A 13,543-nucleotide genomic window follows, 5' to 3' on the forward strand; every position below is an offset into this window, starting at 1 on the left:
CAAGTTGCACGGTGATGTTTTGGATCGCAACTACAGGAGCTACGTTGTCTTCTACAGTTACGATTGCTTCGGAAGAAGTTTTATTTCCGTTATTGTCTTCAACAGTCAGAACAACTGTGTTCTCCCCAACATTTGAGCAGTCAAAAATGTCAATATCAAGAGTCATTTCTGAAATTCCACAGGCATCTGAAGAGCCATTGTCGATCATTTCTGGAGTGATGGTCGCGTTTCCTTCAGCATCAAGTTGAACAGTGATGTTTTGAGTTACAACTACAGGAGCTACATTATCTTCTACAGTCACGATTGCTTCGGAAGAAGTTGTATTTCCATTGTTGTCTTCCACAGTTAGCACCACAGTATTCTCCCCAACATTAGAGCAGTCAAAAATGGCATTATCAAGAGACATTTCTGAAATTCCGCAGGCATCGGAAGAACCGTTGTCGATATCTTCAGGAGTGATGGTTGCGTTTCCTTCAGCATCAAGCTGTACGGTGATGTTTTGGATTACCGCAACCGGAGCTACATTGTCTTCAACAGTTACAGTAGCTTCCGCAGAATTAGCGTTCCCACTTTTATCTACTACTGTTAAGAAGACCGTATTTTCTCCAATATTATCACAGGTATATTCTACATCATTTGCTTCAGTCAAATAACTCACTGCAACATATAATCTCTTTACTGTCCCAGAGCAAGGATCTCCAAATACCCCGTTTGATGCCGGAATGGTAAAACTGTTCTTACCAAGGGCGTAGCCTTCAACAATTGCCTGAGAACTGGCAGCATGGCAGGAACTTAAATTATACTCTCCGCTACTTCCGGTTGGTGTACCATAACTGGCGAATTTTACCGCTGTTACAACTTTTCCGGCAGGCAAAGAGATAGAGAGATTTTCATTTTCATTTACTTCTGCAAACTCAATGATTTCTTTAGAGAATGATATTTCAGAAATCTCACAATTATCTGTAGAACCATCATTTATTTGATCGGGAGAAACAGAGGCCTGTCCGTTCTCGTCCAGCTGAACAGTGATGTTTTGGGTGACCACCTTTGGCAAAGTTTTATCCTCTACAGTAATGGTAAAGCTTGTAGTGCTGGTGTTCCCTGCATAATCCATAACCACATAGGAGTTCACAGTCCCCCCTACCGGGAATTCATCGCTCAACGGAATTCCCGCAGTTTGCTGAACCGGCAGGTTTGGAGTTACACCCGGAGCATTGACCTGAACATTTAGATTTCCAATCTCTGTCCCATAATGACCTGCCCAGAATTCAACATCCTTACCACCATGTTCTATAAAGATATACCGCAGCCCGGTTCCATAATCATTAAAAGAACTGCTAACTGTTTGCCAGGTGTTATTTGCGGTTAAAGTACCCGAGTTGAAGGACTCAATAACTTCCCCTTTTTCATCTCTTAGTTCAACCCTAAAAAAGTAGGTATCATTAAAGTCTGGCCATCCCCCACGGTAGTTTTCAGAGATTGAGATCTCTGGTGCGGTATCGAGCAACTCTTTACTATAACCCTGAGCCAGTAAATCTATAACCTGAGATTTTTTTGCGAGGCTATAAGAGGTGCGAAAAGAATTTCCGTTTACTGCCCAGCCATTACCCCCATTTAAGGTAACATTCCAACCGGCCAACCCTCCGGCTGCATTCCCGTTATAAGCGATATTGCCAGTACTTGCACAATTATCCTGAGTGTTAAATCTTAAATCGATTAATGCACCACAAAGTTCTGAATCGGATTCAAAAACCAATTGGGAAGGCTTAAGTATTTGAGGAGAAATCTTGTCTTCAACAATTACCGTTGCTGTTTCGGAAGATTCGTTTCCGCTTTTATCTTTTACAGTTAAAGTCACTGTATTTTGACCGAGATTTGAACAGCTAAAGTCAGTAATATCGAGACTCATCGTATCAATTTCACAATTATCTGAAGAGCCGTTGTCAATCATCACCGGAGTGATGGTCGCAGCTCCTTCAGCATCAAGCTGCACGGTGATATTTTGGGTCTCCACAACCGGATCTACATTGTCTACCGCGGTAAATTTAAAGACCTTGGTCGATGAGAGGTTTCCGGAATCTGTCGCGGTGATAGTAATATTAGTGCTGGCCTGTGTATCTTCAACAGGAACTATAGTTACCTCATAATTAGTCCCATTATGCACAACACTAATATTGGCATTGGGTATAAATGCCTGGTTGTCTGAAGTAGCTTTTACTTCCAGGTCTTGATAAGAATCTTCGGCATCTGTAATTTCAACAGTAAAACTATATGTCTCTGAAGGACAGTTTTCAATATCTGAAATTTCAGAAATTTGTGGTGGAGTGTTCAATTCCAGGGTTTTTACACCTGAATACTGAAAACAAGATTGATCACCTGAAAGCCCCCCGTATTCTACAATATAGCCTATTAAGCTATTGCCTCCGTTCAAGTCATTCCATAAACCTCCGTTTTGATAATATATTTGAAGAGAATGCTCTGAGGAACCGGAATTATTAGGTTCTGAAGCATTCCAGTTTTCAAATTGACCATTTACACTTTGTGACACTTCTGAAAATTGGGTTCCGGCTTCGGGGCCAGTCACCCAGTACCATTTGCCTTCTGCTTCGGTTTGAGTATTGTAAAGCGGATTGCCTGCTGCTGAATTGATTTCAGAAAAACTATCTGATCCACCAATCCATCCATCACCTGATAGTTTGGTTAGTATAAATTGATTTTCTGACGCAGAAGTAATAGTTGCAAGATATCCCTGAAGACCGTTTAAGGTTTTAGTTGCAGCATCGGCTTTTGCCTGTTGCCAGGTAAAAGCACCGTCTACATATTCATAATAATGATTATTATCGGAGTTGGATACTCCTGCTCCAATATTGAAAACTATTTCTCTTTCGAGAACGTTGCTACTGGTAGTACGAAACTGGATATTCTGAAAGATATCCTGCAGCTCCTGGGAGGTCATAGCTCCCGAAATAGTGAACACCCCCGTAGAAGTATTATAACTGCCTGAGACGCCTGAAGGCAAAGTAAAACCTGTAGCCAACCTCAACTCATCACCCGATTGGAAATTCTCGTTAATTGAAACAGTCGCACCGTTAACATTGTCAGACAAAAGAATCAATAAATTACTATCAATTACTGTATAATTTCCAGGTGAAGAAACTACAGTACTACCTTCGCTGGGCTGCACAAGAGCATCGGGGTTTTCAATTGTAATTTGTGCATTTTTGATAACCTCATTCCCGGCACCATCTTTCGCTGTGATGGTCACTTGTTGAGTGCCAACATTAGTACAGTCAAAGGTGAAATTAGCCGGTGTAATAGTATAGCTACAGTTATCGTTTACTGCAGAAATAAATTCTGTCGCTGGAACCGTTAGCCCATCTATACTGGTAAGTTTGCGGGTTATATCCTGAAGGCTAAGAGTTGGTAGTTCATTGTCTATTACTGTTACAGTAAAGGATTGTGTGGTTTTATTTGTCCCGTCCGAAACTTCATAAGTAACAGTGGTAGCGCCCAGTGGAAAAGCAGAACCACTTGCAAAACCTGTAGTTAGACTTATGGTAGGATCAGAATCACAGTCATCTGAAGCTGTTGGACTGCTATAAGTCACCACTGCATCACATTGCCCTGCATCAACATTTACCTGAATGTCTGCAGGAAAACTTGTGAAGGCTGGAGGCTGGTTGTCGCTCACAATCACATCAAAATTAGCACTTGATGAGTTGTTAGAAGGATAACCCGTATTATCTGTCGCATTCACGGATACTGTAGTAGTCCCCAGGGGAAAAACGAAAGTTTGCGGATCAATTACATTACCTTCAACAGAGTAAACTACTGTAGGATTTGAATCACAGTTTTCTGCTACAGAAACATTAGAAAAAGATCCAGCTACAAATTCACAATTTGTTTGATTTGTACCTACATTTAAATCACTTGCAGTAATTGTGGGGGCAGACCGATCATAAAAAGTTTGGGTAATGGAGTATCCAAAAAGTCCATTAGTACAGGCCTCCTCAGTTTCAGCCGGGGGGCCTTCCACAAATTTAATTGTAACTTCTTCATTACATTTAACTGGTAAGAAATCATAATACACCCAGTCATTATAGGTGTTTGCCTGGCCGCTACATTGAACACGGTTATTTATTGTACCCTGCACAGGTAAATTGCCAAAAGGGATGTTATTATAATAACCCGATCCTGAAATATTTTGGTTCCCACTTCCCTGATTAACGACTATATAAAAATTACCCAAATTCGAGTCAGTTACATCATTGTGCCAATGCTCTAACCAAAAACGTATAGTCCCGTCATCCCTGAGTTCCCAAAAAGTTTGGACTGTATGAGCAGAGCTGATAAAGCTCAATAGTAGGAAAGAAATAAATAGTAAAAGTTTCTTCATATAGATTTGTTTAGTATTAATTAGCTATTTAAAATATCCATCAATTAAGCTGCAGGATATTTAAACATACAGGACTAAAAGAGGCTAATTTAGATTTATTTAACAAATAGATAGCATTAAATCCCATGATGGATAAAATATTTTAGATGAAAAGCAATATATTAAGGTTCAACTACTCAATTTTTTGAATAATGTTATTGATAAACTTCTTTTTATTCATGATAATAAGTTGTTTAACATAGATCTAAAGCAAAAGCTAGCTGCCAGCCCCCATTGATTATGTATTAATGATTTAGTTTAAAGTCAAATCTGTTTCAATTATGTCTTATGAAAGAAAGCACTTCTTAACAAAAAGTTAAAGCGGCGAATATATATAAGTACTTAATTGATAACAACACCCACTTTTGGGTATATATAGAAGATCCTAACATAAATCTTCAATTGCTCCCATTTCATGGCGCAAAAAAAACCTTAAAAAAACGTTAATGCAGTTAAAATCCCACAAATGATGTATTCAAATTAAATTTGGACACGTGCTTATTACTGAAACAGAGAGGCTTCACAAAGCTAATTCATAGTGGCGGCATACTCGCTAGGGCTAACTTCCACAAGGGTTTTGAAGGTTTTACTAAAGGAAGTTCTGCTGGTAAAACCACATTCACTGGCCAAAGCTTCAATAGTGTTGCTTTCTAAATAGCCATTTTCAATAAGTTGTTTTGCATGCTCCATGCGTAGACTATTTTTGTAGGAAGCAAAGCTTAATCCGTACTGCTTTTTGAGGAAGTATGAGATATGATGTGAAGGCATTTCCAGTTCCCTTGCACATTCGGTAAGATTAAAATTTTGGTTTAGGTACAATTTTCTATCCTTTAACCCCATGAGTTTAGATTTCACCTCCTGCTCATCGAGACCAAATTTTAATTCATCATCCTGCTCTTTTGGCTCCTTTACAGCTACTTCGGGACTGGAAGCAGGTATTACTTTTTGAGGGTATCCATACAGAATTGTCGGAAAATAAATTGGAATAACTCCAATAAGGAATAAGGCTATATAAAGAAAGAAAGTAATTATACCTCCATTTTTTCCAATGACCAGCAACGAATGGAATAAATTCTCTTCAAACATTTTTTCTAATGCATAAAGAATAGCCAGTAATGCCATGATCATGAGAATACTCCAAAAAGTAACTAACCACTTATTTAGAATAGATTTTAGCTCATCATTCTTGTCTTTTTTGATAAAGGTTATAAGTTGAGGCAGTAATACCACTAACACCCCTAATTGCCAAACGTGGCGTATTAGAAGGTGTTGATCAAGAGTGAGCAGCCAGTAATCTACTTCCAGCCTCCTTTCCGGAGATGATATCGTATGGGAGATTATATCATTATAAAAACTTACCGGTTGAAGATAAACATAACTTACATCTATAACGCCCAGTAGAAAGGGAATGAATAAAATTAAATCGGTGATCTTGAAATTAAGCCTATCCGTTAAAATAACCTGGAAGTAATAGTAAATGGGAACAAAAATGAGATGATATGGTAACAAAGGCCACAGAAAGAACCAGGTAAAGTGTTCTAAATAGCCCCCATCTATAATATAAGCCTGTAAGGCATATAGCGAAAGAAGAAAGTAGAAACCTCCCAAAATACGGGTGGCAAGTGTATTTGTTGACCTCTTAAGAAATAAGGTAGTTGATAAAACAAAGCCGAATATGGCTGCGATTAATAAAATTAGAATCAAAATACACCTTTATAAATGTTACTCCCCTTTAACATTTTCGGAAATTTAAAGCAGTTTTAAAGACAAAATTTGTCTCCAAAAATGGATCTAAAATAACCGACACGAAGTAACTCAATATTTACGGAAATTCCCAAAATATAATTATAAGCAGCTTTTTCATCAATCAGGTCAACAATAAAGCGATTTGTCGAGTAAATTGTTCATTATAAAATCATAAAGAAGATCGCTTAAAAACACCTACTTCATCAAATTGAGGCATAAACCCCCTGAAAATTCCCACAAATCACTAAGAGAAAGTATCAGGTTTTGAGGAATTCACTAAAGTATGTTTGGCTGGATCTTTTATGAAGCTTCTTCTGAAAAAATATCCATATTCAGATCTCTTTAAAAGAAAGATCCCGTCACAAAAGAAGTGACGGGATCTCAAAAATGGTGTTTTTATTGTCAATTTTTCGTTGCCGAAATTTCTACCAGCGTTGATGAACTTCGTTTTTGATAAATTCCTCGTAAACCCTGTTCATTTTCTGAATTTGATCTTCAGAAAGATCTGGAGTTTCCTCTACTGAAAGATTTGATAGCAAATGATCTACTTTTGAAGCACCGGGAATGACAGTACTCACCTCTTCCCTTCTCAAGATCCACTTCAAGGCCATGGGCGCCAGATTTTCTGTATCGGGGAAAACTGCTTTTAAAGCATTTGCAGCCTCTACCCCCCTCTCAAAATTTACTCCGGCAAAAGTTTCCCCTTTATCAAAAGCTTCCCCGTCACGATTAAAATTACGGTGATCTTCGGGCGAGAAATGAGAATCTTTACTGAATTTTCCGGTTAACAATCCGCTCGCCAGAGGGACTCTTACGATGATCCCAACATTCTTCTCTGCTGCCATTTTAAAGAACTTCTCCTGTGGCCGCTGCCGAAAGAGGTTATAGATGATCTGGACCGTAGAAACGTTATCGTATTCCAAAGCTTTGATCCCTTCTTCAACTTTTTCGACACTCACGCCCAACTTGTCTATTTTGCCCTGCTCCTGCAATCTTTCAAAAGTCTCAAAGATCTCCGGCCTGTAGTAAACATCGGTTGGAGGACAATGCAACTGAATAAGGTCCAGTCTTCCCAATCCGGTGTTTTTTAGGCTATCCTCTACAAATTTAGTTAAAGCTTCGGGTGTGTAGCCCTCATTTACATGAGGTGATATCCTGCGGCCGCACTTGGTAGCCACATAGATCTTTTCAGATCTTGATCTTACCACTCTTCCTACCGCTGCCTCACTCAAGCCATCTTCGTAAACATCGGCTGTATCTATGAAATTTATCCCGTTGTCAATTGCGGTGTTAAGTATTTCTTCGGCTTTTTGGTCATCAAATCCCGAACCCCATTTCCCTCCTACCTGCCAGGTTCCAAGAGATATTTCAGATATTTTAAATCCTGTCTTTCCTAAAATTCTATACTTCATTATTAAATTTTATTTTATTCCACCTTTGCACTTTCGGGAGGTCCAAGATAAGAATCTCTATTTTCTCCCGTCCTTATCACAATCTTTTGTACCACCACGCCAGATTCTATGGCCCACACTTTCAAGCTGTGATTCCCCGGCTCAAGGTTTATTGTTGTTCTTACTTTCGTTACGTTGTTGGCTACCGAAGTATTCCAGTTATCCTCTGTCTGCTCATGCATATTGATCACTTCCGGTTCCCTGTCATCAACAGAAACTGCAAATTTCAAGCCGCCCTGGTTCCTGAAATCCAGCGTGGGAGATAAGTAAAATTCAACTTCAGCATCACCTGAACTAAAGTTATGAAAATTATAAGCGAGATAAGGGTTATTTTCAGAAAGTTCCTGCTGCGTGGGTGCATGCGGATAAGAAGCCATTGAAGATCCTGTTAGGCCAAGGTTTGGGATCAATTGCCACCCTCTGCTGTTTACCTGATTATTTTCTGAAAAGTTAGCCGCTTCCATAGAAATATAGCCGTTGCTCTCTACAAAGCCTTGAATATTCTCATCCTGCGGGTTGTTAACCGGAACTTCAACAGTTACTTTATTTCCAGCACCTTTAATTTGGAAAGAGCCATGAGTCATACCTTTAGGAGCTTTTTCCCAATTCACACTAACCAAAAGTCTTTTTTGATCTTCTATTATCCCTTTTTCTTCGGAAATCTCTATCCAATCTGACTTCTTCGGAATTTTATACTGAAAAGGTTTTTGGCCTCTATTAAAAACTTCCACATAAAACCCCTGGTCGTTGAAGGGATCAAAAGCAGGTAAGCTGCCGGAAGAATTCCTCTCAAAAATGGCATTTTTGGCACCCTGTACAGCCACTCCCATTTCAGCTTTTTCAGGAACTTCGATCTTTGCAACTTCAGGCATATTATTTTGATCGGGTTGTTGCCAATAGGTGTAACCAATGTGCGTTTGAGACATCATATGGTTCCATTTTCCATCAGCAAGTTCGGTGTGAAACTGCTCTGTTAGCTCAGCGTCTTTTTGGAAAAGTTCTTTGGTCCTTTCAGCATATTTATTTGCTGCAGCTCTGCCCTGTGCCGCATAAAGTTTATTCTTTGCCGCCGAAACGTAAAGTTCATTCAGGTTTGCCGATGCTTTTACCGGGAATAATACCAGTTGATAATATGCATCTTTATATTCTTCAGGGATCTGTGCGTAGATTGCTTCCGCCCGCTGTTCCAGATCGCGATACTCTTTAACAATCCTGTCGGCTTCATTAAAATTCGTAAGGCTGTAAGTCTCCGGACTAATTAACTCAGGTTTCCTACGGCTGTTGTATTTGGTATACATGAGCAGGATATCTGCAATCTCTTCAGAATATTCTTTCGGCAGCTGCCTTGCAGCCCAATCTTCAGTATAACTTCTCAGATCTCCGGCATCAATTTTTTCAGGATCCCATGCATAATCCAGGAAGAAACTTGTAGGATATTCCATAGGTTTTATGTCTCCTACATTCACTATCCAAAGTTGGTCTGCCCCAAATTTGTAAGCGAGGTTCATTTGTTCCCATATGCGGGAAATTTGAGAGGTATTGATCCACTTATAATTTCTTGGGCCTCCCACGTAGTCAAAGTGGTAATAAATTCCGTAGCCGCCTTCTCTTGGAGCGTCATCGGGATTTGGGAGCTTCCGGATATTTCCCCAGTTATCATCTGCCAACAATAAGGTTACATCATCTGGCACCCGCATTCCCTGGTCATAATAATCCTGCACTTCTTTATAAAGTGCCCAAACCTGCGGAGTTTCCTCTGCCGGTTTTCCGGTGACATCGGCAATGATCTCCCGCTGGTCTTCCACAATTTTTTCGAGCAGTTCTATCGCAGTACCTTCAGCCATTGGCTCATCGCCATCCCCACGCATTCCTACAGTTACAACGCTTTCAAAATCGCCCATACGTTCTATCCCACCTCTCCAGAACTTCTGAAGATTTTCGGGATTGGTATTATAATTCCATTCCCCTTCGCCAAAGCGTCTCCACTCATCGTGCGCCCGCATTAATGGTTCGTGGTGAGAAGTTCCTATTACAATTCCATATTCGTCTGCTAAAACCGGGTTTTTGGGATCATCATCATAAAATGCCCTTCCCCACATCGCCGGCCACAGGTAGTTCCCCTGCATACGCAGAATTAGTTCAAAAACATGCTCATAAAATCCGCTGGTGAAGCCTCCAAAATTCTCTGTTGCCCAACCTGCAAGTGCAGGGGCTTCATCGTTGATGAAAATTCCGCGGTACTTAACCTTTGGCGTTCCTTTAGAATGAGTTCCCGGCTTTACATAAAGGACATCCGATCTTTTCGCGGGAACATCGGCCCAGTAGTACCAGGGAGAAACCCCAATTTCTCGGGAAACATCATACATCCCGAAGATGGCCCCGCGTTTATCGCTCCCCACGATCACCAGTGCCTGCTCCACCCCGGGAAATGGATCTTCCACCACCTTAAGGGCAAAGGTTTCCCATTTTCCTTCAATCCCCGAAACATCAATCTTGTTATTCTGAACCAGTTGGTCAATAAGTCCACTTTTGCCAAGGGTACCAACAATTACAGGTGTACCTGAATTTACTTCGGAAGTTTTTAATAACTGCGGAAGTTTTCCTGTCACTCTTTCAATATCCTTCTGAAGATCTTCGGCTACGCGATGAACGCCTTTAAAATCATTTTCATCAATATAAATTGCCGCTGTAACTTCCTTTGAGACCAACGGAAAGAATCCATTTTTTTCAGAAGTTGAAATATAAGATTCCTGTGCAAGAACAGAGCTGCAGCTCAATCCCAGGAAAAGCAGGAAGAACAAAAAATTGGTTTTCATGATATTTAGGGAGATATTCATACTACTGATATTTTATTCTTTTTCTTCCTGGAAATCAACAACTTTAAAATATGCCTTTTTTCGCTGCATATCTTCGTCAAACAATAGCGGGTAGTTCTTCCTGCCCTCTACCGGATAATAATCCAGCCAGGAATATTGATCTGAAAGATTCCAGAAAGTCACGCTTGAAAGTACATCTTTGTAATCTCTAAAAACCCGGAAAAACATATCGTAAGCTTCCAGTTGCTTTTGTTCCAGTTCGGGTGTGAACTCGTCGGACTCATCTGGCCTGCGGTCTCTTTGTTCCTTTTCCCACGGATAAATAGACACATCAAGTTCTGTGATCTGCACTTCCAGGCCTAAAGAAGAATACATATCCAAAGCTTTACGCAATTCCTCTTCCGAAGGCCCATAGATAGACCAGTGTCCCTGAATTCCCACTCCGTCGATTGGCACATCCCGGTCAACCAGCATCTTTAAAAGTTTATAGATACGGTCCCTTTTTTCGGGAATAATGGCGTTGTAATCGTTGTAATAAAGTTTAGCATCAGGATCGGCTGCGCGGGCATATTCAAAGGCTTTAATGATGAAATCCTCTCCTGCTATGTCATACCATTCAGATTTTCTTAGGAATTGGGTGCTGTCATCGGCAATGGCTTCATTCACTACATCCCAGGCGTAAATAGTGCCTTTATAGCGTGAAACTACAGAATCTATATGGGTTTTCATCCTGCTTAGCAGCTCTTCCTTACTCACTTTCCCACCATCTTCAGCTTCAAAGATCCAGTCTCCGGTTTGCTGATGCCATACCAGGGCATGCCCCCGCATCATAAGATCATTTTCACGGGCAAAATTTGCAATTGCATCTGCCTGCTCCCAGTTAAACCGGTCTTGCTCGGGATGAATTGGCCCCATCTTCATTACATTTTCCGGAGTAATGCTGTTAAATTCCTTTTTAAGAAGTTCGGCAGATTCTCCCTGAACAGTGCCCGGTCCCACCGCCACTCCTATTGGAAAATAGTCTGAATAATAATCTTTAAGGCCTTTTTCCTGTTGTTCTTCAGCGGTCACAGCTGTCTGTTCTTTTTTATCCGATTCATTTTTACAACCGGTCAAAAGCGAAAGGGACAGCATCAAAAGAGCTGAATTTTTTAAAATATTTAAATGAGCCATAGATTTCTATTTGTGAGTTTCAAGGATTCCGAGTTCGAGTCCGCGCAATTCAGCCAGACCTTTCAACCGTCCTATAAATGAATAGCCGGCGTAATAATTTTTATCTTTTTCCATGGAATGCAGATAACCATGATCTGGCCGCATGGGGATGCTTTTCTGTTTTTCCTGCTGAAGTTTAAGGATCTTCTTCATTACTTCGGTCATAGGAACATCTCCGTCTAAATGATCTGACTCCATAAAAACTCCGGAAGTTTCCCTTTTCACATTCCGAAGGTGCAAAAAGTGGATCCTGTCACTAAATTTTTCAAAGATCTGCAGAAGGTCATTTTTGGGATTTGCACCAATAGATCCGGTGCAGTAACAGAGTCCGTTGGCATTATTATCCACATTGCTGAAAATATATTCCAGATCGCTTTGGTTGCTCACCACTCTTGGTAATCCTAACACCGAAAAAGGCGGATCATCTGGATGAATAGCTAAACTTACACCACTTTCAGCCGCTACAGGAGCTACTTCTTTTAAGAAAGCAACCAGGTTCTCCCGCAGTTTCTGGTCATTGATATGGCTATAAGATTCAAGCAGGTCTTTAATGATCTCAGGGGTGAAATTCTCTTTACTTCCGGGCAACCCAAGAAGGATATTCTTAAAAAGCTGCTCTTTTTCTTCAGAAGAAAGTCTTTCGCCAAGGGCTTTGGCTTCAGCAATCTCAGCGTCGGAATAATCCTGTTCTACATTCTTCCTCTTCAGCAGAAAAAGGTCGAAAAAGGCGAATTTTACCGGGTCGTACCTCAGTACTGTTGCCCCTTCGTTATTTTCGTAAAAATGATCTGTACGCACCCAATCCAGGATAGGCATAAAGTTATAAGCCACTACTTCAATGCCACATTCACCTACGTTGCGGAGGCTTATCTTGTAATTTTCAATGTATTTTTCAAAATTACCCGAGCGTTTCTTGATATCCTCATGCACTGGAAGACTTTCTATCACGCTCCATTGCAAACCAAGGCCTTCAATTTCTTCTTTCCTCTCTAAAATGGCATTTTTGGACCAGATTTCTCCCACGGGAATTTCGTGCAATGCAGTGACAATCCCGGTGATCCCGGCTTGTTTCAATTCTTTAAGCGAGAGCACGTCGTTAGGGCCGTACCAACGCATGGCTTGGGTCATTTTATACATTCTAAAAACCTATTGAGTTTCCACCATCTACCGGAAGAACAGTTCCGGTAGTGAATTTGGATTCTGAAGTTGCGAAATAGTAAACTGCATCTGCAACATCTGAAGGTTCTCCCAGTTTTCCCATTGGGGTCCTGGAAAGCACCTTGTTCTTACGTTCTGGATCATTATCCAAAGCTTTGCTGGACATATTGGTTTTAATGAACCCGGGAGCAACAGCATTCACCCTGATCCCAAATTGCGCAAGATCTACGGCCATTGCACGCGTCATCCCGTCTATGGCAGTTTTACTCGCCGAATATGCAATTACTTTAGGAATTCCATATTGAGCCGCCATAGAGCTAATATTGATGATGCTTCCGTAGTTATTCTTTTTCATCACTTTTGCCACTTCCCTGCTCACTGCAAACAGCGCAAGCACATTGGTGTGGAGAATATTCTGAAATTCGTCGTTAGTAACTTCAAGAAATTCCTTTTTCATATTGATCCCTGCATTGTTCACCAGAATATCAATTTTTCCGGCTTCTTCAGCAAGTTTTGCGACGGCTTCAGGTATTTCATCCAGATTATTGAGGTCAAGGATAAAAGGTTTTGCATTTGGCCCCAGTTCCTCGCAGGATTGCAGGGTTTTCTCTTTATTCCTACCATTTACGTAGGTGGTAATTCCGTTATCACAGAATTTTTTTGCGGTCGCAAATCCCAGTCCGGCATTTGCGCCAGTTACCAGTGCTATAAGATTTTTATTCATA

At 40.6% G+C, this 13,543-nt stretch carries 7 protein-coding genes; all 7 read right to left on the bottom strand.

Translation table 11 applies throughout. The features are described 5' to 3' along the window. Positions 1-4,396: HYR domain-containing protein (locus OQ279_RS07225; RefSeq protein WP_266069194.1), on the bottom strand; the 4,396-nt coding region annotated here is incomplete at its 3' end. Between the two features lie 567 nt (positions 4,397-4,963). Beyond that, on the bottom strand, positions 4,964-6,139 hold the full coding sequence (locus OQ279_RS07230; protein ID WP_266069195.1) for a helix-turn-helix domain-containing protein: 1,176 nt from the start codon (positions 6,137-6,139) through the stop codon (positions 4,964-4,966). A 467-nt stretch (positions 6,140-6,606) separates the two neighbouring features. Next, positions 6,607-7,593: an aldo/keto reductase gene (locus OQ279_RS07235; RefSeq protein ID WP_266069196.1), complete on the bottom strand. Its 987-nt coding sequence runs from the start codon at positions 7,591-7,593 to the stop codon at positions 6,607-6,609. A gap of 14 nt (positions 7,594-7,607) precedes the next feature. Further along, positions 7,608-10,469 (bottom strand): glycosyl hydrolase 115 family protein, encoded by a 2,862-nt coding sequence (locus OQ279_RS07240; RefSeq protein WP_266069197.1) that lies wholly within the window; start codon positions 10,467-10,469, stop codon positions 7,608-7,610. A 12-nt stretch (positions 10,470-10,481) separates the two neighbouring features. Next, on the bottom strand, positions 10,482-11,621 hold the full coding sequence (locus OQ279_RS07245) for an endo-1,4-beta-xylanase (RefSeq protein ID WP_266069198.1): 1,140 nt from the start codon (positions 11,619-11,621) through the stop codon (positions 10,482-10,484). 6 nt (positions 11,622-11,627) lie between these two features. Continuing rightward, positions 11,628-12,788 (bottom strand): mannonate dehydratase, encoded by a 1,161-nt coding sequence (gene uxuA, locus OQ279_RS07250; RefSeq protein ID WP_266069199.1) that lies wholly within the window; start codon positions 12,786-12,788, stop codon positions 11,628-11,630. A 10-nt stretch (positions 12,789-12,798) separates the two neighbouring features. After that, positions 12,799-13,542 carry an SDR family NAD(P)-dependent oxidoreductase gene (locus OQ279_RS07255; protein WP_266069200.1) on the bottom strand — a complete coding sequence of 248 codons (744 nt, stop codon included), beginning with the start codon at positions 13,540-13,542 and terminating at the stop codon, positions 12,799-12,801. Position 13,543: the final 1 nt, after the last annotated feature.

Origin of the sequence: Salinimicrobium profundisediminis, from assembly GCF_026241755.1 — a bacterium.
In the GTDB taxonomy this organism is placed as follows: domain Bacteria; phylum Bacteroidota; class Bacteroidia; order Flavobacteriales; family Flavobacteriaceae; genus Salinimicrobium; species Salinimicrobium profundisediminis.